The 22280-nt window shown below is 68.0% G+C and carries 23 protein-coding genes; 9 read left to right on the top strand and 14 right to left on the bottom strand.

Features of this window, described 5'->3' with window-relative positions:
• Positions 1-23: 23 nt before the first annotated feature.
• The gene (locus tag AB0P21_RS24200) at positions 24-2078 is read right to left on the bottom strand and encodes a VWA domain-containing protein (RefSeq protein WP_363699414.1); all 2055 of its coding nucleotides are present in this window, start codon (positions 2076-2078) and stop codon (positions 24-26) included.
• Positions 2079-2184: 106 nt separating this feature from the next.
• Between AB0P21_RS24200 and AB0P21_RS24195 the strand changes: the two genes are divergently transcribed.
• The 5 genes from AB0P21_RS24195 (at position 2185) to AB0P21_RS24175 (ending at position 5850) form a co-directional block, all read left to right on the top strand.
• Complete coding sequence (locus AB0P21_RS24195) at positions 2185-2742, top strand: DNA-binding protein (protein ID WP_363699413.1); 558 nt, start codon at positions 2185-2187, stop codon at positions 2740-2742.
• A 70-nt stretch (positions 2743-2812) separates the two neighbouring features.
• Positions 2813-3166 (top strand): hypothetical protein, encoded by a 354-nt coding sequence (locus tag AB0P21_RS24190; protein WP_363699412.1) that lies wholly within the window; start codon positions 2813-2815, stop codon positions 3164-3166.
• Positions 3167-3498: 332 nt separating this feature from the next.
• Positions 3499-4374, top strand: coding sequence for an ABC transporter substrate-binding protein (locus tag AB0P21_RS24185; protein ID WP_363699411.1), 876 nt, complete (start codon positions 3499-3501; stop codon positions 4372-4374).
• Complete coding sequence (locus tag AB0P21_RS24180; RefSeq protein ID WP_363699410.1) at positions 4374-5123, top strand: amino acid ABC transporter permease; 750 nt, start codon at positions 4374-4376, stop codon at positions 5121-5123. Before AB0P21_RS24185 ends, AB0P21_RS24180 begins: the two co-directional genes overlap by 1 nt.
• Complete coding sequence (locus tag AB0P21_RS24175) at positions 5107-5850, top strand: amino acid ABC transporter ATP-binding protein (RefSeq protein ID WP_363699409.1); 744 nt, start codon at positions 5107-5109, stop codon at positions 5848-5850. Before AB0P21_RS24180 ends, AB0P21_RS24175 begins: the two co-directional genes overlap by 17 nt.
• Positions 5851-5888: 38 nt before the next feature.
• Here the strand turns inward: AB0P21_RS24175 and AB0P21_RS24170 are convergent, their stop codons facing one another.
• The 9 genes from AB0P21_RS24170 to AB0P21_RS24130 form a co-directional block, all read right to left on the bottom strand.
• The gene (locus AB0P21_RS24170; protein WP_363699408.1) at positions 5889-6680 is read right to left on the bottom strand and encodes an HAD-IIA family hydrolase; all 792 of its coding nucleotides are present in this window, start codon (positions 6678-6680) and stop codon (positions 5889-5891) included.
• Between the two features lie 45 nt (positions 6681-6725).
• Positions 6726-7283 carry an Imm21 family immunity protein gene (locus AB0P21_RS24165; RefSeq protein WP_363699407.1) on the bottom strand — a complete coding sequence of 186 codons (558 nt, stop codon included), beginning with the start codon at positions 7281-7283 and terminating at the stop codon, positions 6726-6728.
• A 4-nt stretch (positions 7284-7287) separates the two neighbouring features.
• Positions 7288-7953 (bottom strand): ribulose-phosphate 3-epimerase, encoded by a 666-nt coding sequence (gene rpe / locus AB0P21_RS24160; RefSeq protein WP_363699406.1) that lies wholly within the window; start codon positions 7951-7953, stop codon positions 7288-7290.
• A gap of 36 nt (positions 7954-7989) precedes the next feature.
• On the bottom strand, positions 7990-8847 hold the full coding sequence (locus AB0P21_RS24155) for a cobalt-precorrin-6A reductase (RefSeq protein ID WP_363699405.1): 858 nt from the start codon (positions 8845-8847) through the stop codon (positions 7990-7992).
• A gap of 6 nt (positions 8848-8853) precedes the next feature.
• Complete coding sequence (gene cobM / locus AB0P21_RS24150; RefSeq protein WP_363699404.1) at positions 8854-9597, bottom strand: precorrin-4 C(11)-methyltransferase; 744 nt, start codon at positions 9595-9597, stop codon at positions 8854-8856.
• A complete protein-coding gene (cbiE, locus tag AB0P21_RS24145; protein ID WP_363699403.1) occupies positions 9594-10793 on the bottom strand; it encodes a precorrin-6y C5,15-methyltransferase (decarboxylating) subunit CbiE in 1200 nt (399 codons plus the stop codon). Before cbiE ends, cobM begins: the two co-directional genes overlap by 4 nt.
• Entirely contained in the window at positions 10786-11187 is a 402-nt protein-coding gene (locus tag AB0P21_RS24140) for a TIGR03618 family F420-dependent PPOX class oxidoreductase (RefSeq protein WP_363699402.1), read from the bottom strand. The genes cbiE and AB0P21_RS24140 overlap by 8 nt, the downstream gene beginning before the upstream one ends.
• A gap of 72 nt (positions 11188-11259) precedes the next feature.
• Positions 11260-12858, bottom strand: a complete 1599-nt coding sequence (locus tag AB0P21_RS24135; RefSeq protein WP_363699401.1) for an ABC transporter permease — start codon at positions 12856-12858, stop codon at positions 11260-11262.
• Entirely contained in the window at positions 12855-13775 is a 921-nt protein-coding gene (locus AB0P21_RS24130) for an ABC transporter ATP-binding protein (RefSeq protein ID WP_363699400.1), read from the bottom strand. Before AB0P21_RS24130 ends, AB0P21_RS24135 begins: the two co-directional genes overlap by 4 nt.
• Positions 13776-13840: 65 nt before the next feature.
• Between AB0P21_RS24130 and AB0P21_RS24125 the strand changes: the two genes are divergently transcribed.
• Positions 13841-14338, top strand: coding sequence for a MarR family transcriptional regulator (locus AB0P21_RS24125; RefSeq protein WP_363699399.1), 498 nt, complete (start codon positions 13841-13843; stop codon positions 14336-14338).
• Positions 14339-14389: 51 nt separating this feature from the next.
• On the opposite strand, the gene AB0P21_RS24120 is transcribed toward AB0P21_RS24125, so the two are convergent.
• The 3 genes from AB0P21_RS24120 to AB0P21_RS24110 form a co-directional block, all read right to left on the bottom strand.
• Positions 14390-15559, bottom strand: a complete 1170-nt coding sequence (locus tag AB0P21_RS24120; protein ID WP_363699398.1) for an InlB B-repeat-containing protein — start codon at positions 15557-15559, stop codon at positions 14390-14392.
• 150 nt (positions 15560-15709) lie between these two features.
• Positions 15710-17587 (bottom strand): alpha/beta fold hydrolase, encoded by a 1878-nt coding sequence (locus tag AB0P21_RS24115; protein WP_363699397.1) that lies wholly within the window; start codon positions 17585-17587, stop codon positions 15710-15712.
• Between the two features lie 124 nt (positions 17588-17711).
• Positions 17712-18404, bottom strand: a complete 693-nt coding sequence (locus tag AB0P21_RS24110) for an NBR1-Ig-like domain-containing protein (RefSeq protein WP_363699396.1) — start codon at positions 18402-18404, stop codon at positions 17712-17714.
• 143 nt (positions 18405-18547) lie between these two features.
• Between AB0P21_RS24110 and AB0P21_RS24105 the strand changes: the two genes are divergently transcribed.
• Positions 18548-19243 (top strand): CHAP domain-containing protein, encoded by a 696-nt coding sequence (locus AB0P21_RS24105; RefSeq protein ID WP_363699395.1) that lies wholly within the window; start codon positions 18548-18550, stop codon positions 19241-19243.
• Between the two features lie 59 nt (positions 19244-19302).
• Here AB0P21_RS24105 and AB0P21_RS24100 read toward each other — a convergent pair whose 3' ends face one another.
• The gene (locus AB0P21_RS24100) at positions 19303-20328 is read right to left on the bottom strand and encodes a LacI family DNA-binding transcriptional regulator (RefSeq protein WP_363699394.1); all 1026 of its coding nucleotides are present in this window, start codon (positions 20326-20328) and stop codon (positions 19303-19305) included.
• A 77-nt stretch (positions 20329-20405) separates the two neighbouring features.
• Between AB0P21_RS24100 and AB0P21_RS24095 the strand changes: the two genes are divergently transcribed.
• Complete coding sequence (locus AB0P21_RS24095; protein WP_363699393.1) at positions 20406-21341, top strand: sugar ABC transporter permease; 936 nt, start codon at positions 20406-20408, stop codon at positions 21339-21341.
• Positions 21322-22257 carry a carbohydrate ABC transporter permease gene (locus AB0P21_RS24090; RefSeq protein WP_363699392.1) on the top strand — a complete coding sequence of 312 codons (936 nt, stop codon included), beginning with the start codon at positions 21322-21324 and terminating at the stop codon, positions 22255-22257. Before AB0P21_RS24095 ends, AB0P21_RS24090 begins: the two co-directional genes overlap by 20 nt.
• Positions 22258-22280: the final 23 nt, after the last annotated feature.

Raw genomic sequence — 22280 nt, 5'->3', positions numbered from 1 at the left:
GTCGAGGGAGTCAGCGGGTGGGATCAGTGACCCGAGGGAGGTTGCGGGCCGTCGGGGTTGCTTGGCCAGCTGTTCTGCGGCGGGTAGTGGTTCTGCTGGTTGTGCGGGTACTGCGAGTGTGGTTGCTGCGCGTGAGCAGCCGCGGGGGTCGGCTGGTTGCGGAGCCGGAAGGCGGCCCAGGCTCCGACGAGCACCAGGAGCAGTGCGCCGCCGCCGAGGCCGGCGATCAGACCGACGGGGGTGTCGCTGTCGTTGGACGAGCTGCCGTTGTCCTTCACCGGTCCCCCGGCCTCGGTCTTCTCATCGGACGGCTCGCCCGACGGAGTGGAGCTCGGGGTCGAGGTCGGCGTCGGAGTCGGGGTCGCCGTCTCGCCGATCACGGGAGTGGCGCCGTCCACGTACTCCGGTTTGCCGGTGCCTGCCGTGCCCTGCGTGGCCACGGTGAGCGTCATCGGTACTGCGAACGCCTTGTCGTTGTCCTTCCGGTTCAGCGAGACCGCCACGTAGTACTCGCCGGGTGTCGCCGTCCCCTTGTCCTGGTTGTTGGCGCCGTCGCGGTTGAGATAGCGGATCTCCTTCGTCGTGATGCCCTGGACCAGACCGCTCTTGGTCAGCACAGCGCGCTTGCCGCTACCGGGCGCCTCCTTGGCGAAGACCGAGTAGACGTCCTCACCGATGGGCGAGATCAGAGCGAGGTCGAGGTAATGGAAGTCCTTGGTGGCCTCGGCGAGCGCACCGACCATCTGGGGCACGGTGACCTGCGCCTGGAGCCGCTGTCCCCAGTCCGCCTTCACCCGGTACAGCTGGAGCTCGCCGGGCATCAGCGTGGTCTTGTAACTGCCGGCTTCCAGCAGCGGCGCGTCCGCGAAGCTCGATCCGGGAGTGACCTCGCGCGGCGTCGTACCGGGCATGGAGACCCATTGTGGGTCGCCTGCCTGGGCCGGCAGGTTCGTGGTCGACGCGACCGGTGGCTCCTCGTTGATCCGCAGCTCGTACGGAGCGCCCTTGAGAGGGCCGGAGTCCTTGCCTGGCGAGACAGTGAGCACCATCTGCGGGGACTCCGAGCAAGGCTTCTGCCAGTCAGACCAGCTCGACGCCGTACCGGTCGCCAGCCCCTGGTCGCCCTCGAATGCGCTCGGATAGCTCCAGCCGCAGTTCTTGCCTTCGGTGGTGTTCAGCTTGACCTCTGCCTGGACGATCAGGCCGCCACTGACCGGGCGACGGAAGCTGACGCCTGCACGCAGCGTCGAGCCGGGGATGGTCCGCTTGATCACGTAGTACTTGGCCGTCGGCGCTCCGGTGAACGAGTCCGAGTAGTGGCCGGGGGCAAGGACGGGCGCGCCTTCCTGCTGTGCCGCGCCGACCACCGGCGTACCGGAGATGCGGAAGGGGCGGAAAGCTCTGGTGGAGAGGCGATCCAGGCCGGCTTCGAGGTCGATGGTGGAGTCGGCGTCGTAGTAGTCGCCGCGGCCCACCCGGGCGACGCATTGCAGTTGACTGCGCGCCGCCGCACTGACGCGGAAGCCGACCACGTCGATCTTGAGGTCGATGCCCTGCTTGGCGATCTGCTGGGCAACCACGCACGGATCCGGGGCACAGGTCGCCTCCCCGTCGGAGACGAGCACGATCGTGCGCGGGCCGCTCGGGCCGAGATCCTTCGCGGCCTCTTGCAGTGAGTAGCCAATCGGGGTCTCGCCGAACGGCTTGTACTTCGAGATCGCGCCGAGCAGCTGCGGCCGGTTGCCGGTGCCGATCGGCACGGTCAGCTGGGTGTCGGTGCAGGCCCCGGGTTGGCCCTTCTTGAAGACGGTCGCGCCGTAGACCCGCAGACCGACCTGCGCGTTCTCAGGGAGCTTGCCGACCACCTGGGTCAGCGCCGTCCGGGCCGCGACGATCTTCGTCTTGCCGTCGCCGGCCGGCTCCTTCATCGAGCCCGACGAGTCGAGCACCAGGACGAGCTTGCCGTTGTCGCCCGGCTCGGGGTCCGCCTGCGCCGCACCGGCCGGAAGGCAGGTGAGCAGCACGGCGGCGAGCAGCGCGAGGGCCGCGGGGCGGCGGAGTCCCTGCGATCGCATCATTGTTTCCTCCAGGTGGATTCGCTATCGCAACCTTTGCAGTTTGCTATCGCGAATGTCAAGCCTGAGCCGACTGGATTTCCATCTTCGCAGCTGCGAAGATGAGGAGGTGGAGCAGACCGAGAACAACCTACGGCAGCAGACGGAGCTGTACGGCGAACCCCTGGGCACCCTGATGCGCCGGATCGGCGGCACGCTCGGCCTGACCCAGGCCCGGCTGGCGGAGACGATCGGACTGTCCGCGCCGATGCTGTCCCAGCTGATGAGCGGCCAACGGGTGAAGATCGGCAATCCTGCCGTGGTCTCGCGCCTGCAGCGACTCGACCTGCTCGTGGCGCGCATCAACGAGCAAGGGCTCGAGCAGGCGCAGATCGCGCTCGAGCTGACCGAGATCAGCGGCAGCACCGGCGCCTTCACCAGGCCGACCAGCATCACGCCGGCCGGCGCTGACCTCACCTCGACGCCACCACCCACCACACAACGCCCGAGCCCGCGCGACGTAGTACGAGAGATCCAGAACCTGCTCCGCGGCGTGGCCTCGGCCGACGAGATACTGCAGGCCTCAAAGCTGATCGCCGATCAATCCCCCGCGCTCGCCGAACTGCTGCTCACGTACGGCGCGGGCCGAACCGACGACGCGCTCGCCCACTACGAACGTCACCGCTGATTCCTCGACGGCGCGACGGGGTTCAAGGATCGTGGCAGTCCGAGCAGGCTGGACGGTGTAGAACCGGAGTATGGAAGACGCACCAAAGGTTCACAACCGACCGCTGACCTGGCCGTTCATTGTCTCTGTCGTGCAGAACAGGCTCGGAATGTGGGTCGGGCGACCGACATACGAGCGCGCGATCGCGCTGGTGATCGGATTCGACATGGCCCAGGCAGAGAGCATCGATCAGCGGATGCAATCTCGAGTGTCGGAGCGCTGCAACGCAGGATCGCTCGGTTGGCCGTGGGCACTCCTCGCCGAAGCAATCGGCCACGATGCCCGCACACCTCGCGACCTCGGTCCGCTCTCGCCAGAGCAAGATGCACTCGCGATCGACCTGCTCGTCAGGGAGTTGCGAGCCGTGCTGGGCGACGAGACGTAATGCCGGATCAGCGCGATCGGACACACCGCGCATCCTCTGCCGACTCGCGATGAGTTCTATCTCTATCTCTCAGCCCACTCGGCTGATCAGGTGTTAGTTGTCGTTGGCCCCCATTTTTGCTGACATCTCATCACGGTGCGGGGCGGAGCGGTGACGCCGCGGCAGACTACGAGCGTCGTCGGTGAAGCGCCTTATATACCACGCGTCGAGTAGACATTCCGGGGCCGTCTCATCCGGTGTCACGGCGGAATGCGTCGCTGGCCGGCGGCGTTAGCGTCGTGCGGTGGGCCATCCCCACTGTTCCCGAATCGCTTTTTTCAAAGGAGATACCCGTGCGCGCCTTCAGCGCCTTCCGCCGTCTTGCCGCTCTTGGTACGGCCGTCACCCTGGCCGTCGCGCTGGCAGCCTGCGGCAGTGATGACAAGACCGATGCCTCCGGCCCCGATCTGGGGCTGATCCAGTCGGGCACGTTGCGGATCGGCACCCTCACCGACGCGCCGCCGAACGTGTACCTCAAGGACGGCAAGTTCACCGGGTTCGACAACGACCTGATCACCGCGGTCGCGGCGAAGCTGAACCTGAAGCCCGAGTTCGTCGGCACCGACTTCTCCGCGCTGCTGTCGCAGGTCAACGGCGGCCAGTTCGACCTCGGCAGCTCGTCGATCACGATCACCGAGGCCCGCAAGAAGACGGTTGCCTTTAGCAATGGATATGACTTCGGCTACCTCGGGCTGAACACCACCAAGACGTCGGGGATCAGCAAGTTCGACCAGCTCGGCGGCAAGCGCGTGGTCGTGGTCCAGGGCACCGTCCAGGACGACTACGCCACCCAGAAGAGCCTCGACCCGGTCCGGGTGCCGAACTACAACGCCGCTGTCGGCCAACTCAAGGCCGGTACTGCGGACGCCTGGATCTCGCCTGCCGAGATCGGCGAGAAGATGGCCAAGGAGCAGGGTGGCGGAGTGGTCATCCTGGCCGCCAAGGAGCTCAGCTCCGCGCCGACCGCGTTCGCCGTGGCCAAGAGCAACGATAAGCTGCGCGAGGCCGTCAACAAGGCTCTCGACGAGGTCATTGCCGACGGCACCTGGACGAAGCTGGTCGAGCAGTACTACCCGGGTCGTCCGGTGCCGGAGACCTTCAAGCCGGGTAGTGGCAGCGTGAAGTTCACCGCGCCGAAGGCCAGCAGCAGCGCCCCTGCCGCCGGCTGATGGACATCTGGTCCACCCTGAACGACACCTTCCTCGACTGGGAGTCGATGAAGGCAGTCCTGCCGGAGATGCTGAAGGTGGGGCTGGTCAACACCCTCATCTTCGCCGCCGCCTCGGTCGTGCTGGGCACTGTGCTCGGCATGGTCGTGGCGGTGATGGGGCTGTCCCGCAGATGGTGGCTGCGGTGGCCCGCGAAGATCTACACCGACATCTTCCGCGGCCTGCCCGCGATCCTGACCATCCTGCTGATCGGCCAGGGACTGTCGCCGATCACCCGGCAGTGGTGGGGGCCGAATCCCTACCCGCTCGGGATCCTTGCCCTGTCGCTGATCGCGGCGGCGTACATCGGCGAGATCTTCCGCTCCGGCATCCAGAGCGTCGAGAAGGGGCAACTGGAGGCGTCGCGGGCGCTCGGCTTCAGCTACACCTCCGGGATGTGGCTGGTCGTCATCCCGCAGGGCGTACGCCGGGTGCTGCCGGCCCTGGTCAACCAGTTCATTGCCCTGATCAAGGAGTCGAGCCTGGTCTACTTCCTGGGCTTGCTCGCCAGTCAGCGGGAGCTGTTCCGGATCGGGCAGGACGCCGCGGCGACCAACGGCAATTTGTCGCCGCTGCTGCTCGCGGGCATCTTCTACCTGATCATCACGGTGCCACTGACGCACCTGGTCAACTACTTCGACAAGCGGCTGCGCGAGGGCCGTCCTGCCGAACTCGAGGTCGAGGAGCTCACTCATGCCGACCATCGTTGAGGCCGCGGCCAGCCTGGAACTGACCGGTATCGAGCTTGCCTTTGGCAACAACAAGGTGCTGCGCGGGGTCGACCTCGCAGTACCGGCCGGCAAGACAGCTTGTGTGATCGGGCCGTCCGGGTCCGGCAAGTCGACGTTGCTGCGGGCCACCAACCGGCTGCTCGAACCGTCGGCGGGCGACATCAAACTCGGCGGCGAATCGGTGCTGCGGACCAACCCGGACGTGCTGCGCCGGCGGATCGGGATGGTGTTCCAGCACTTCAACCTGTTCCCGCACATGACGGTGCTGGAGAACATCACCCTGCCGCTGCGCAAGATCAAGAAGCTGACCACCGACGGCGCGGTCGAGGCGGCACGGGTGCAGCTCGAGCTGGTCGGCCTGAAGGAGAAGGAGTCGGCGCGACCCGGCAACCTTTCCGGTGGCCAGCAGCAACGGGTTGCGATCGCCCGGGCGCTGGCGATGAAGCCCGAGGTGATGCTGTTCGACGAGGCGACCTCGGCGCTCGACCCCGAACTGGTGAAGGGCGTCCTCGGGCTGATGGCCGACCTCGCCTCGGCGGGCATGACGATGATCGTCGTCACCCATGAGATGGGGTTTGCCCGGCAGGTGGCCGACCAGGTCGCGTTCATGGATCGCGGCGTGGTGGTGGAGGCCGGCGTACCGGAGAAGCTGTTCACCGCGGCGGAGTCACCGCGGTTGCAGCAGTTCCTCTCCCAGGTGCTGTGACGACCGTGCGTTGAAACCGGTGCGCTGACGCGGGTGCGCTAGGACAGCGCGGCGATCAGTGGGACGACGTCGGCGATGGACTCGACGATGCGGGTGGGGCGGTAGGGGAACCGCTCGACCTCGTGTTCGCCGGTGGAGCCGGACAGCACCAGGATGCTGCGCAGGCCGGCTTCGAGGCCGCTGATGATGTCGGTGTCCATCCGGTCGCCGATCATCACCGAGGTCTCGGAGTGGGCCTCGATCCGGTTCAGGGCGCTGCGCATCATCAGCGGGTTCGGTTTGCCGACGAAGTACGGCGCGACGCCGGTGGCGCGGGTGATCAGCGCGGCGACCGATCCGGTGGCCGGCAGCGGGCCCTCGGTGGACGGGCCGGTCGGGTCGGGGTTGGTGGCAATGAAACGCGCGCCGTCGGCAATCAACCTGATCGCGCGGGTGATCGCCTCGAACGAGTAGGTGCGGGTCTCCCCCAGTACGACGTAGTCCGGCGCGCGCTCGGTCAGCACGTAGCCGACCTCGTGCAGCGCGGTGGTCAGACCGGCCTCGCCGATCACGTACGCCGTACCGCCGGGTCGCTGGTCGTCCAGGAACTGCGCGGTCGCCAGCGCCGAGGTCCAGATCGCCTGCTCCGGCACATCGATGCCCCCGGCAAGCAACCGGGCGCGCAGGTCGCGCGGGGTGAAGATCGAGTTGTTGGTCAGCACCAGGAACTTCTTGCCCGAGGCCTGCAACGACCCGATGAACTCGCTCGCGCCCGGGATCGCGCGCTCCTCGTGCACCAGCACGCCGTCCATATCGGTCAGCCAGCTCTCGACCGGCTTGTGCTCACTCATCAAGGCGCTCCTCGGCTCGGCTACTTTCGCATCGTAGACGAGCAGTCATGCCGGTAGGAGCCGCACCACCCCAACCCAGGGATCCACGTCTCCAGCGATCTGAACAGCACTCACCCGCCACCGGCCCGCCTCCACGTCGACCGGCGCCTGTTCAGGTATCCCTCTACCGTCCGGGTACGGCACTCCGAGGTCCGAGCCGGCCTCTGCCGAGTCCATCAGCACCGCAGGGCCGTCCGTCTCCCAGACTCCGCAGTCGTCCCATGCTGTGTTCTCGTCGGCGAGCAGCCTCTCGGTTGCCTCGAACAACTGCTCCGCGGAGTCGGCCCCGTCCCATCGAACGAACACCTTGTGCTCAGCGAGATAGCAACTGGGCGAGGAAATGTCCCCCAGGAGCAGCCCCTGCTGGTCTCCGATGTCGATGACGCCGGCCAGCTCAACGAGCTCGCACGCCCGATCGTAGTCATCGACGATCAGGCCTTCGCCGGCGATCATGCCCTGCAAGGTGCAGCCGTTCCAGTTGCCGAGCGCGGAGACCGGGACGACGATCAGCGGGCCGCCCATGGACTCGACCCAGCGTGGAGGTCGCCGGCCGGACGAGACCATCGGGTCAGTGGGTGCTCGCGGCGGTGGCCAGCGAGCGAAGCTTCTCGACCATCGCGTTGGGGTCGTCGGCGTTGTAGACGGCTGAGCCGGCTACGAAGACGTCAGCGCCGGCTTCGGCGCACTGTTCGATCGTGTCGGCGGAGATGCCGCCGTCGATCTCGATCCACAGGTCGAGGCCGTGTTTGGCGATCAGGTCGCGGGTGCGGCGGATCTTGGGGACGCAGACGTCGAGGAACTTCTGGCCGCCGAAGCCGGGCTCGACGGTCATGATCAGGATCATGTCGAACTCGGACAGGATGTCCTCATACGGCTCGATCGGGGTGGCCGGCTTGAGGGCGAGCGAGGCGCGGCCGCCCTTGGCGCGTATCTCGCGGGCGGTCCGGATCGGGGCGCGGCAGGCCTCGGCGTGGAAGGTCACGCTGGACGCGCCCGCCTCGACGTACCCGGGGGCCCAGCGGTCCGGGTCCTCGATCATCAGGTGGCAGTCGAGCGGTTGCGCGGCGGCCTTGGCCAGCGACTCGACGATGGGCATGCCCAGGGTGAGGTTCGGGACGAAGTGGTTGTCCATCACGTCGACGTGCAGCCAGTCGGCGTTCGACACCGCCACCGCCTCGTCGGCCAGCTTGGCGAAATCGGCGGACAGGATGCTGGGTGCGATCTGGATTCCCATGGCCGACAATCTACCGGCGGGCGTCGGGTGGGCTGATCACCCGGTTGGCTGGGCGGGTGCTTGCTTGTTGAGCCAGGCCTGTACTTCGTCTGTCGTGTGCGCCACGGCGACGGCGGGCGGGAGTGGTGGTCGCTCGATCAGGATGACGGGGATGCCTAGCTCGCGGGCTGCTGTCAGCTTGGCGGAGGTCATGGTGCCGCCGCTGTTCTTGGTGACCAGTACGTCGATCTGGTGGGTTTGGAGGAGGGCTCGTTCCGCGGGGAGGTCGTAGGGGCCTCGGTCGAGGAGTAGCTCGCACCAGGTGGGGATGGGGTCGGGTGGGTCGACGCAGCGGGCGAGGGTCCACAGGCCGGTGGTGGCGAAGGCGGAGAGGCCTTGGCGGCCGATGGTGAGGAAGACGCGGCCGGGGGGCGACGGGGTGCCGGGCGGAGGCGGGGTGCCGGGCGGAGGCGGGGTGCCGGGCGGAGGCGGGGCGCCGGGAGAGGGCCGGGTGCTGGGCGGGCGTGCGGTGGCGGGCGCGATCAGAGCGGGTAGCAGAGCTGCGGCTGCTGGAGCATCGGATGCCCAGTGCCAATCGTCGCCGGGTTGCTGCTGCCAGCCAGGGCGGCGCAGTACTAGCAAGGGCAGGTCGAGAGCAGTGCAGGCGGCGACAGCATGGGCTGTCATCGTTGCGGCGAACGGGTGGGTGGCGTCGACCACGGCTTGGATCTGATGTTGTTCGAGCCATGAAGTAAGACCTGGTACACCGCCGAAACCGCCCTGCCGCGACTCGCCTGCGGGGAGCACGGCGTCGGTGGTCCGGCCAGCTAGTGACGAGACGACGTCGTGATCGGGCAGCAGGTTGTCGGCCAGCCGCCGCGCCTCCCCCGTGCCGCCGAGGAGCAGGATTCTCATCGGACTTCAGGCACGGTCTCGGGTGGTGGAGTAGAGGTGGCTGTCTCGGAAGGCCGTTGCCGAGAGCACCTTGCCGACCAGGATGACGGCGGTACGGCGGATACCTGCGGCGCTGACCTGGTCGGCGATGTCGGCGAGGGTGCCGCGCAGGATCAGCTCGTCGTCGCGGGAGGCGCGGGCCACCACGGCGACCGGGCAGTCGGCGCCGTAGTTGGGGATCAGCTCCTCGACGACGCGGTCGATCTGCTGGACGGCGAGGTGCAGGACGAGGGTCGAGCGGCTGGCGCCGAGGGTGGCGAGGTCTTCGCCGGGCGGCATGGCGCTGGCGCGGCCGCCGATTCGGGTCAGGATCACTGTCTGGCCGACCTCGGGGACGGTCAGTTCGCGACTGAGTGACGCGGCTGCTGCGGCGTACGCCGGTACGCCGGGGGTTACGTCGTACGGGATGTTCAGGGCGTCGAGTCGGCGCATCTGCTCGGCCATGGCGCTGAAGACGGAGGGGTCGCCGGAGTGGAGTCTGGCTACGTCGGCGCCTGACTCGTGGGCGGCGGTGAGTTCGGCGAGGATCTGGTCGAGGTTGAGTTCGGCGGTGTCGATCTTGCGGGCGCCGACCGGGCAGTGGTCGAGCAACTCGACGGGTACCAGCGCACCGGCGTACAGGCAGACGGGTGAGGTGGCGATCAGGTCGCGGCCGCGGACGGTGATCAGGTCGGCGGCGCCGGGGCCGGCGCCGATGAAGTGGACGGTCACTTGGTCACGCTCCAGATCGTCACCGGCATCGCCGGGCGCCAGCCGGTCATCCCGCCGACCGCGGAGGCTCGCTGGATCGCGAGGCGGACAAGGTCGCCGCCCAGTTCGGCGTACCAGCGGGCGATCAGGGTCTCGGTCTCCAGCGTCACACCGTTGACGACGAGCCGACCACCGGGCTGCAGCGCCTCCCAGCAGGTCTCGATCACGCCGGGCACCGTCGCGCCGCCGCCGACGAAGATCGCGTCGGGGGTCTCCAGCCCGGCAAGCGCAGCGGGAGCCGCGCCGACCACCGTGCGCACCGAAACTCCGAGCGTCGCAGCGTTGCGATCCAGGCGCTTGGCGCGATCGGGGTCCTTCTCGATCGCCACCGCCCGGCAGCTCGGGTGGTGCCGCAGCCACTCGATCGCGATGCTTCCCGCGCCCCCGCCCACATCCCACAGCAACTGACCGGGCACCGGCGCGAGCCGCGACAGCGTCACCGCGCGGACCTCGCGCTTGGTCAACTGCCCATCATTCTCGTACGCCGAATCAGGCAAGCCCGGGCTGGTCGACAGCAACGGCGCCCCGGAGTCCGGCACGCAGTGGACTCCGATCACGTTGAGCGCGTCGACCTCGTGATCCCAAGCATCAGCCCTGGTACGACGTACGCGCTCCTCCCCCGACCCCAACTGCTCCAGCACGGTGAACTCACTCCCGCCATACCCGCGCGCAACCAGCAGCGCGGCCACCTCCGCAGGTGTGTGCGCACCCCAGCTCAGTACGACGAGCCGCCGCCCCGGCTGGACATGTGGCTGGACCAGCTCCAGCGGATGCCCCACCAAGCTGACCACCTGAACCTGCTCCTGCGCCCACCCCAACCGCGCACAAGCCAGCGAGACACTCGACGGATGCGGGATCACCCGCACCGCCTCCGCCCCCAGCAGCCGGGTCAGCGTCGTACCGATCCCGTGGAACGTCGGATCCCCACTGGCCAGCACACAGATCCGTCGCTCCCGGTGGGTCGCCAGGAGCCCCGGCAGCGACTCGGAGAGAGGAGACGGCCAGGCAACCCGCTCAGCCTGCCCATCCGGCACCAAGGCCAGTTGCCGCGTGCTGCCCATCAGTACTTCGGCGTTCGCGATCAGGTGTTGCGCCTGCGGAGACAGCCCCTGCCAGCCGTCGGCACCCAGGCCGATGACCGTGAGCGGATCAGGCATTGCCGAGCACCCTGGTGACGGTGATCTCCACCACCACGCGCTGGGGATTCACCCGCGGCTCGCGGTAGCGCTCGGCGTACCGGCGTACTGCGTCGGCGACGCGCTCGGGGTCGTCGCTGACCACCGCACGCCCCTCCAGCGTCGACCATCGGCGACCGTCGACCTGGCTCACCGCCACAGCCGCACCGCCGATGCCTGCGGCGCGGATCAAGCGGGCCTTCTGCGAAGTGCCGGAGCAGATCACCCGCGCGATGCCTGTCTTCAGGTCGACCGTCACGCCCACCGGCGTCGCATGCACGGTCCCGTCCGGCCGCACTGTGCTGAGCACGCACAGGTGCCGCTCGGTCCAGAAATCCGCAAACGACTCAGACCGCTCACTCAGGCGCAGTTCCACCTAGTGATCGTAGACACCGCGCCCCCAGCCTCCAGCCGGGTGGTGCCGGCCCCATCGGACCGGCACCGTTGCTCAGCCGATGTCGCGGCGGCGGAAGGAGGTTGCGCCGACTGCCAGCAGGATCGCGGCGATGGCGGCCAGGACGATCACCGGGGTGGCGGAGAAGTCGCCGCCGGGGAGGCGGGGGGTGTGGGCGTAGGGCGAGACATCCATCAGGCCTTGAGGTAGGTCGAAGAGTGGGCCGAACTGGCCGAGCAGCAGGAAGGCGCCGAAGAGCACCCAGGCCGCGGTGGTCAGTTTGGGGAGCAGGCCGAAGAGGAGGACGGCTAGCGCGGTGACGATCCAGATCGCGGGGAGCTGGACAGCTGCGGCGGCCAGCATGCGCGGTAACTGGCGGCCCATGTTGCCGAGCGACGCGCCGCTCGAGATTCCTGAGCCGAGGCCGGCGAGCAGGATCAGTACGCCGGTACCGAGCAGCGCCATCAGCACGTGACTTGCCAGCCAGCTGTACCGCGTGACGCCGGCTGCCAGCAGGGGTTCGGCGCGCAGGGCGGTTTCTTCGGAGCGGAGCCGGAGTGCTGCCTGGATCCCAAAGGCGGAGGCGAGCAGGCCGAGGACGCCGATCTCGGTGGAGAGGAAGGCGTCGGTGATGCCGTTGACTCCGCCAAGCTTCTGCACCATCTCCTTCGCGCCCTCGCTGGCGACGAAACCGTCGACGTTCGACGCGATGTTGCCCACCACGAAGCCGAGCAGCAGGAAGCCGAATCCCCACGCGTAAAGGGAACCGCGGTGCAGCCGCCAGGCGAGTGCGAGCGGGGATCGCAGCGAAGGCGCGCCTACCGGCGGGCCCGGTCGCGGCCGGACGAGACCGGCGCCGACATCGCGGCGACGGAGCAGGGCGAAGGCTGCCACGACCAGCAGTACCAGGAACGCGATCGGGGCCAAGGCGACCAGCCAGCGGTCACCGGCGTACGGGCGGATCTGTTGGGCCCAGCCGATCGGGGAGAACCACGAGACCCAGCGCGTGCCACCGTCGGCGGCCGAATCACCTATGGCGCGAAATATGTAGCTGACGCCCAGCACGACCGCGGTGATGCCGTTGGCCGGTCGAGCGCCTTCCGTCACCTGGGCGGCCAGCGCGCCTACGCCTGCGAAGGCGAGGCCGGCGACGATCCAGGTGAGGCCGAACGCGAACGAGCCGCCCGCGGGCAGGCCGCTCCCGATCAGGCTGAGCGCAGTCAGGAGACCCAGGACGACGACCGTGCCGATCGACACGATCAGCCCGGCCGTGAGTGCGGCGTACCGGCCGAGTACGCCGGCGCTGAGCAGCTCCAATCGGCCGGTCTCCTCCTCGGCGCGGGTGTGCCGGACGACCAGCATCGCGGCCAGCAGGCCGACCAGGAGTGCACCGAAGGAGGTCAGCTTGAACAGCGACAGTTCGCCGAGTGAGGTGGGGTCGAAAATCCTTCCGTACAAGGAGACCAGGGCCGCTGACGAGTTCGTGGTGTTCGCGGCCGAGACGCGCGACGCGACGTCCGGGTAGAGGTCGATCGACGCCTTGGCGGAGCCCGCGGCCATCGCGACGAAGACCAGGATCCAGACCGGCAGGATCACCCGGTCCCGCCGGAGCGCGAGCCGCAGCAGGGTCGTAGTACCGGCGAAGTTGGTCATCGGGTCGCCGCCACCGGTTCGGTCGGGGCCACGGTGTCGTCCTCGTAGTGCCGCAGGAAGAGCTCCTCCAGCGTCGGCGGCTGGGCGACCAGGCTCTTGATCCCGCTCGCCGCGAGCTGCTTCATCAGGCCGTCGAGCTGGGCGGTGTCGACCTCGCAGCGAACTCTGTTGCCCTCGACATCGAGTCCGTGAACGCCGGGCAGGTCGGCCAGCCCGTTGGGCGACGAGGACAGCTCGGCCTGGATCGACGTCCGGGTGAGGTGCCGCAGGTCGGCCAGGGTGCCGGACTCGACCACCTGGCCGCGCCGGATGATGCTGATCCGGTCGCAGAGCGCCTCGACCTCGGACAGGATGTGGCTGGACAGCAACACCGTGCGATCGCGGTGCCGCTCCTCCTCGATGCACTGCCGGAAGACCTCCTCCATCAGCGGATCCAGACCGGAGGTGGGCTCGTCCAGGATCAGCAGCTCGACGTCGGAGGCGAGCGCGGCGACCAGCGCCACCTTCTGCCGGTTGCCCTTGGAGTAGGTCCGGCCCTTCTTCGTCGGGTCCAGATCGAAGCGCTGAAGGAGATCCTGACGCTTCTTCGGGTCCAGCCCGCCGCGGAGCCGGCCGAGCAGATCGATCACCTCGCCGCCGGTCAGGTTCGGCCACAGGTTCACGTCACCGGGGACGTAGGCGAGCCGGCGGTGCAGCGCCGCGGCGTCGTGCCACGGGTCGCCGCCGAGCAGCGAGACGTCGCCGCCGTCGCCCTTCAGCAGACCGAGCAGGACCCTGATGGTGGTGGACTTCCCGGCGCCGTTCGGGCCGAGGAAGCCGTGCACCTCACCGGTCGCGACCTCGAGGTCGAGTCCGTCGAGGGCGTGCGTACTCCCGTACGACTTGTGCAGTCCGGAGACCACGATCGCTGATGTCATGTTTCATAACGTACACTTCATTCAGAAGATTGTGAATCTTTGGAAGGCGAGGGGATGATGGCGTGGTGAGCGCAACCGGACGACGAGACGACGAGGCCGTCCAGCGGTACGCCGAGCAGTTCGCCAACGTGCTCGTCGACTCGGGCTGGATGCGGATGCCGGCGCGCGCCTTCGCCACCATCCTGGGCAGCGAGACCGGCCGGATGACGGCGGCCGAGTTGTCCGAGCAGCTGCAGGCCAGCCCGGCGGCGATCTCGGGCGCGGTGCGGTATCTGCTGCAGCTGCGGCTGGCCAGCCGGGAGCGGGAGCCTGGCAGCCGGCGCGACATCTACGTGGTCCAGGACGACTTCTGGTACGAGAGCATGATGCGGCGCGACCACCAGCTGGTGCGGTGGGAGGAGATCATCGTGCAGATGATGGAGAACGCGGGGAAGGGCAGCGAGTCGCAGCGGCGGCTGCGCGCCACCCTCGGGTTCCTGGAGTTCATCCAGGAAGAGGTCGAGGGGATCAGCGAGCGCTGGATCAAGCGCAAGGCCGAGATCGACGCGGAAGGCAACGGATAACTCTGCGCGGCTTTCCCCGAACCGAGGAGGTCCGGGGAAAGCCGCCCGGTACTACGCCGCGCGCCAGACCGCGGTGAGCGCGACGGCTCCCCGCGGAGTGGTGTGCAGTACTGCGGCGCCGTTCTTGTAGAGGTACGGCTTCCAGCTGCTCGGCTGTTTGCCGGCGGCGTACCAGCCGGTCTTGCTGGTGTCCTTCGGGTTCTGGTAGCGGGTCTTGTCGTCGTAGGAACGCTTCGCCGTCCAGCCCGCGAAGGTGTAACCGGAGCGGCTGAAGGTGTTCTTCCGCAGCGCCGTCGACCGGCCGTGGAGCACCACCGTGGGCGACATCGACCCGGTACCGCCCGCGGCGGCGTAGGTCACCGTGAACTGGAAGTTGTCCAGCCGGTAGAGCCGGCCCGCGCCGATGTTGAAGCCCAGGTAGTAGGTACCGCGCTGGTGGGTGAGGTGTTCGCTCTCGGAGCCGGAGGCGTGCTCGTAGGTGCGCACCAGCTTGAAGGACCAGTCGTAGACGAAGATGCGGTTGGTCTTCTGCGCGCCTTTGGGGCTGGTGATCACGTAGACGTAGCTCTGGTCGCAATCGATGCCCTGGCCGAGGCCGGTCATCGTCAGCTTCGCCGACTTGCCGGTCTCCTTGAACCCGCTGTCGTAGGCGTAGTACTGGTTCAGCGTGCCGCCGGCGTACCGGTTGTTGACCGCGTCGTAGCACAGCCCGGTCGTCGTGTGTGGCAGCCGCACGGTCTTCTCGATCGCGAGCGTGCCAGGGTTGATGATCCGGACCGCCCGCCCCTGGGTGGCGCCCTGGACCGAGTCGTCGTTGGTCCAGGCGGGGATCAGCAGCCGCTTGGTGTCGGCGTTGTAGGCGATGTCGTTGCCGTGCCCGAGCAGGTTCGTGTGGTGACCGGAGCGGATCCGGAAAGTCGCGATCTTGGTCGGCTTGCCGGCGTACAGCTTGGTCTTGATCAGCTGGGTCGAGTCGTAGACCTTGGAGCCGGATTTGGCGTGCTCCGACACGACGGCGTACCAGTACGTGCCGTCGGTGACGCCGCCGTTGAGCGCCGTGTACTTGGCGGAGGTCGGCTTGGCGGTCCCTGCCAGCGTCGGGCCGGTGACCTTCGGCAGAGCGGCACTCGCGCTCACCGTGCTGCCGATGGTGAGCGCGGTGGCGGCGCCGAGCGCGACCACCGTCCGCGCCAGCCGGCCGATTCCATCCCCAGTAACCATGAAGTCCCTTTCACCGAGCGCCTTGCTTCCCTGCGAAGCCGCACTGGTTCGCAAGATAGGGGCAAGGGCGGGTCAAGGACTCCAGGGCCGACGTACCGCGGGTGGCCGGCAGTGCGCCGGCCACCCGCGTTTCGTCACCAGTACTTCGTACTACCGCAGCGAGCTGGCCGCTACCTGGTCCAGCACCTGCTGAAGCAGCGGGTTCACCTTGGTGGCGCCGGCCTTCGAGTTCGGCAGGTGCACGGCCTTGCCGTCCACCGGGCCCTTGACCGGGTAGACCGACAGCTCGGCCGGCAGCGGCGTCGTACCGCAGACCTGGTCCTTGCCGGGCAGTTCGCCGGTGAAGACGAACTTGTCTCCGATCGCCTCGGCGCACGACGACGCCGAGCCGATGTACTGGCCGTGCTGACCCTCGTCGTCGATCGCTACGAACCGAGTAGCGGCCTTGGTGTCGTTGTGGGTCCGCAGCGATCCCTCGTACGCCGTCGCCGGGTCGAGCTCACCCTGCACGATCAGCATCCGCGGCGACCCCGGGAGGTCGAGCTTGCGGTCCTGCGGCGCGTACTTCCAGAACGCGCACATCGGGACGCCGTTCATGTAGCCGAAGAAGTCGTACTTCTTCGCCATCTTGTCGGCTTCCTTGGTGTAGAACTTCGGGTCCTTGTTCCAGGCCGTGTCGTTGCAGCGCACGGTGGTCCCGATCGCGCCGAGGTTGACCGGCTCGTCCCCGGAGGTCGCCTTGGCGGCCACCTCGCGGGCGTCGGCGATGACGTCCTTCAGCGAGTCGACCTGGGTCGCGGCTTCGGCGTCCGCGGACGGCGGCGCCGCTGCGGGCGGCGTCACGCCGTACCGGGTGCGGAGCGCGGCCAGGGTGTCGAACGCCTGCAGGTTCGGCGCGAGCCGGGCCCAGGCGCGGTCGACGTGACCGAGGTCGATCGTGCCGGAGGCCGACGGCGCCTTGGTGAACTCGTCGTGCACCAGCACGTCGAGCGTCGCCCGGATGAAGCGCGTGTTGCCGTAGATCGCGCTGTAGATCAAGCCGTCCAGGTTGTCGCCGCGGACCTCGCTCTCACCGGCCTTGACCAGCGTGGTCAGCGAGGCCCGGACCCCGTTGTACTTCGCCGTGACCTGGGCCGGCGTGCTGCCGAGTCCGGTGATCTGGTCGGCATGCCGGGCGATCCACGGGAACAGCTGGGTGTCGCGGCGGCGCTGACCCGAGAACGGGTCGAAGTTCACGTTCTGCCACTGGGTGTGGGTCCAGTCCATGTTCGAGTCGAGCACGAACCGGCCGACCTTCGACGGGTAGGTGTCGGCGTACCAGCCGCCCAGCCAGGTGCCGTACGAGTAACCGATGAAGTTCAGCTGCCGGGCCTTGAACAGGGCCCGGATGAAGTCCATGTCGTAGACGGTCTGCTGGCTGCTGACGAACTGCCCGAACTCGGTGGACGCACAGGCTTCGGCCTGCAGCTTCGCCTCAGCCTCCTCGACCTTGTGGGTGAGCTTGGTGCGCTCCTTGTAGTCCGGCGTCACCGGCAGCGCGTTCAGCTTCTCGGCGGTGGTGATGCACTGCAACGGCGTGCTCGCACCGAATCCGCGCGGGTCGAAGCCGACCAGGTCGAAGTCACTGAAGAGCTGGGTCTTGCGGGTCGCCAGCGAGGCCGACAGCGACAGACCGGCGCCACCCGGGCCACCCGGGTTGGTGCTCATCAGGCCCTTCGACGTGCCGATGGCCTTGCTGTACGCGATCGCGACCTGGATGTCCGGGTGCGCGTCGGGGTGGGCCCAGTCCATCGGGACGTTGACCTTGGCGCAGTTGGTGGTCGGTGCCTGCGGGTAAAGCCGCTTCACCGCGGCATCGAACGAGCATACCGACCAGGTGATCGGCTGGTCGAGGTAGCGCTGCGGAATGGACGGCACCGCGGGGTCCTTGGGACCGGCGGCACTGGCCGCCGGAGCGGTCACGGCAGTCAGGAACGGGACTACCAGCGCCACGGCGGCAGCCGCGGCGATCTTGCGAGGGCTGAACACGCTAAAGGCTCCCTGCTTCAGGCGGACAGGAAAGCAGCAACGTAAGCGGCCGAAGGCCCCGAGCAACAGGCATTGAGGCCACCTTGGACACACGTCAAGGGCAAACCCGCAGGCAGGCCGGGCCCTAGAGTTCGTGCACCGTGAAGATCGTGCAGTAGACGGGTGGTGACTCCAGCCCCGGATAGTAGAGCCGGCCGGCTTCGTCTGTGACCTTGAAATAAGCCGTGGAGGCACCGACCTGCAGCGGCGCCTGCAACGTCATCCGGACCGTCACGATCTCCCCCGGTACGGCGTCCGGCAGCCGGGCGCGCGACGGCGACCGGAGCCAGCCCGGCGTACCGGCTGCGCCTTGTCTGGTCAGCCAGCGGTCACGCCAGGAACTGTTGCCGCTGTTGCGGATCTGCCAGGTCTTCTCGAACTCCTCGTCGCGGACGACCTGGGTGCCGTCGGGCACGGTCTCACCGACCAGTTCTGCCCGGTCCTCCGGGTGATGGTCGGCCGGCACCGAACCGCCCAGCAGCGTCGGATGCGGCATCGAGTCGCGCCGCCGGGTGTCCCGCATCGAGGTGTCCTTGCCGGCCCGGACGGCGGCATCGAGCTCCACCAACTGGGTCACCAGCGCGCTGCCGGCGCCGAAGGATTCGTCGTACCACTCGATCAGCTCGCGGCTCGGTTTGGTGTGCCCGCGCTCCACCCGGGACAGGTGCCCCTTGTCCCAGCCGGACAGCGTCGCGGCCCTGGTCAGGGGTACCCCCGCGGCCTCCCGCAGTTCGCGCATCCGGCTGCCGATCACGAAGCGAGCCTGAGCTGGTCGCACGACGCCACTCCCCGCCCTCACGGTCAGTAATCTCCACGCATTATCCATCTGGCGGTTACTCAGTGACCAGTTGCCCACTGCGACAACCCGGTCACGCCTTGATTCCCTGAGGGTAAGCATTTCTCCCAGAAGGGACCACCCCCATGCGGACCGCCCTCCTCCGTACCGTCTCCCGAATCACCGTCACCGCGCTACTGGGCGGCGTCGCCGTCGTCGGCGGCGCCACCCTCCCCGCGCACGCCGCGACCGGAACCGTCGTCACCGACTCCGGCCTCGGCGTGACCATCCGCTCCGGCAACGCCACCAGCTTCGGCGCGGTCGGCACCCAGCCGAACGGGGCGGTCCAGATCGACTGCCAGCTGTACGGCGAAGCGGTCACCGGCAAGTTCGGCCGGAGCCTGGTCTGGGACCACGTCCCCGGCAAGGGCTTCATCTCCGACGCCTACGTCAACACCGGCAGCACCGGCCTGGTCGCTCCACTGTGCGCGACCAACCCACGCGCCGACAAAGCCATCGCCTGGTACGTCGCGCGCAACGGCTCGACCGCCTTCCAGGGGTACTGCGAACTGGCCGCCGAGAACTCCTACGGCAAGTCAGGCATCTGGGCCTCGGCCAAGGCCGACTGGAACGACGCCATCGCGCGCGGCGTCGCGCATCGCGGTGATCTCAACCCACCCAAGGGCGCACTGGTCTTCTGGGATCTCGCCGCCCCCTACGGCCACGTCGGGGTCGCCCGCGGCGACGGCTACTTCTGGGCCACCAGCGTGAACGGCAAGATCGGCCTGGCCAAACTCCCCTACTTCAGCAAGTACCTCGGCTGGGCCTGGCCGAACTTCTGACCTCGCCCCCTCAGGCCCCTGGATGTGCGCCGCCCCGCGCGCATCCAGGGGCCTTCGCACTAACCAGGCGGCCGTTCACCTGAGCCTCGCTGGATCAGTTCGCACGGCAGCACTATGCGCTGAGGTGGGCGGGTCTCGGTCTTGGCGGCCCGGTTCAACAACAGCCGGGCCGCTGTCCGCCCCAGTTCGGCGATGTCGGAGGCAACGACCGTGACGGGGGTCGGCAGCATGTCGGCGAGACGGAAATCGTCGAAGCCGACCACTGCCGGCTCTGCGTCCACCTCCCGCAGCGCACGCAGTACGCCCTCGGTGAGGAAGTTGGTGGAGGCAAACAACGCGGTGGGCGGGTCCGGCCGATGCATGAGCTCGCGGGTCGCCTTCTCCGCGGCCTCGGCAGTACCTTCGGGCAGCTGGACGACCAGGCTCTCGTCGACCTCGACTCCGGCCGCTCGGCAGGCCCGCCGGTACCCTCGCAGCCGCCGACCGGTCGTGTAGTACGACGGCGCCAGCAGAATCGCGATCCGCCGATGGCCCTGCTGCAGCAGGTGATCCGTGGCCAGCTTGCCGCCGCCTTCGTTGTCGACCATCACGATGTCGGCGTCGATCCCGTGCGCCGGCCGGTCCACGAACACCACCGGCACGCCGGCACTGCGCAGGAACGAGTGATCACCCTGGTCGGGCACGATCATCAACCCCGCGACCTGGCGCCCGATCAACTCCTGGATCGCCCGCCGCTCCCCCTCGGGATCCTCGTCGACCGAACCGAGCACCACCGCGAAGCCGTCCTGCCCGGCCACCTCGAGGGACGCCTTGGCGATGGTCGCGTAGAACGGGTTGGTCAGGTCGCCCAGCACCAGCGCCAGGCTCGACGACTTCTTGCCGGGCCGCAGCGCGCGGGCCACCTCGTTGCGCTGGAAGCCCAGCTCGTCGATCGCGGTCCGCACCCGCAGAGCGGTCTCGTCGCGGACCCCGGCGCCACCGTTCACCACCCGGGAGACCGTGCCCAACCCCACGCCGGCCCGCTTGGCCACGTCGATCATCGTCGGCCGAGCTGACTCGACATCCTTTGGAAACGTTTCGGACACGGGGTTGACTTCCCTTTCACCGCGCGGCATCGTCACCTCACAGTAAACTTTGGAAACGTTACCGTCCAGGAGGCAGGATGAAACGTGCCGGACCAAAAAGAGCCGGCGGCCTGAGCCGTCACGCCGGGTCGGACACCAAGGCCGGCTATCTGTTCATCTCGCCGGCGATCATCGGCTTCACCGTGTTCGTGGTCTACCCGCTGATTCGCTCCTTCTACCTCGCCCTGACGAAGTACAACGGGCTGACCGATCCGGTCTTCGTCGGGCTGGCGAACTTCCGCCGGCTGTTCACCGTCGACCCGTCGTTCTGGCCCTCGCTGCGCGCGACGGGGTACCTGGTGGTCCTCTACGTGCCGCTGTCCCTGGCGCTCGGGCTGGCGCTGGCGATGTTCTGCAACCAGCGCTTCGCCGGGGTCCGGATCGTCCGGACGCTGGCCTATCTGCCGGTGGTGCTGCCGGCGGTCGCCACCATCACGCTGTGGAAGTTCATCCTCAATCCCCAGGTGGGCTTGCTGAACACGGTGCTGGACAAGCTGCACCTGCCGACCAGCACCTGGCTGCAGAGCCCCACGATGTCGATGCCGTCGATCGTGATCGTGATGCTGTGGGGGGTCGGCGGCACGATGATCATCTTCCTGGCCGCGCTGCAGGCGGTGCCGACCGAGCTGTACGAGGCGGCCCGCGTCGACGGCGCCGGACCGTACGCCGTGTTCTTCCGGATCACCCTGCCGATGATCAGCCCGATCATGCTGCTGCAGGTGATCCTGCAGACCACCGCCGCGCTGCAGACCTTCAACCAGCCCAAGATCCTCACCGGCGGTGGTCCCGGCTTCAGCACCAACGTGCTGATGCTGTCGATCTACAACAACGGATTCTCCAACCTGGGCAGGATTCCGCAGCTCGGCTACGCCTCGGCCCAGGTGTGGGTGCTGTTCGTCCTGATCATCGCCGTGATCGCCCTGACCGCGAAGTTCTCCTCGCTCTGGACGTACAGTGACAACACTCCCGACTGACCCCGCCGAGACCGTCGCGCCCGCGGTGACTGCTGCCGTCGACACGCCCGGCAAGGAGCAACAGCGCAGTACCGGCAAGCGGCCGGTGCGCACCACCGCGTGGTACGCGACGGCGTTGTTCATCTGCGCGGTGATGATCGTGCCGCTGCTGTGGATGATCACGATCGGGCTGAAGAGCCGCAACGCCGTCTTCGAGGTGCCGCCGAGGTTGCTGCCGCACGAGTTCAACTGGCGCAACTTCATCGACGGGCCGGAGGCGATCCACTTCCCGCGACTGCTGTTCAACTCGACGATCATCACTCTGCTGAGCGTGCTCGGCGGCGTGATGACAGCGATGATGGCCGGTTACGCGCTGGCCCGGCTGCGCTTCCCGGGCCGCAAGCTGTGGTTCTACCTGTTCGTCGGCAGCATGTTGCTGCCCGGCGTGGTCGGGCTGATCCCGCTGTTCCAGCTGTACAAGTCGATCGGCTGGTACGACACCTGGCTGCCACTGATCGTGCCGGCCTTCTTCGGCGGCAATCCGCTGTTCATCTTCCTGGCCAGGCAGTACTTCTTGGCCATCCCGTACTCGATCGACGAGGCGGCCAAGATCGACGGCGCCGGGCACCTGCGGATCTTCGTCTCGGTGATGCTGCCGCTGACCCGCCCGGCCTGGATCACGATGGCGATCCTCGCCTTCCAGGCGTCCTGGAACGACTTCCTCAATCCCCTGGTCTACCTGTACTCCGCCGACAAGTGGCCGTTGTCGGTCGGGATGGCGCAGTTCGTCTCGCCGTTCGCCGGGCAGACGCCGAACTGGAGCTACTACATGGCCACCAACCTGCTCTACATGCTGCCGCCGCTGATCCTCTTCTTCGCCGCGCAGCGCTACTTCATCCAGGGCCTCGGCTCGCTGGGCAGCACGACGCAGAAGTGACTCACCCCCTGAGGAGCACAACA

The organism is Kribbella sp. NPDC056861, from assembly GCF_040687575.1.
GTDB lineage: Bacteria > Actinomycetota > Actinomycetes > Propionibacteriales > Kribbellaceae > Kribbella.
Note: the sequence above shows the minus strand (reverse complement) of the source record. Positions and strands in the feature narration are given on the sequence as shown.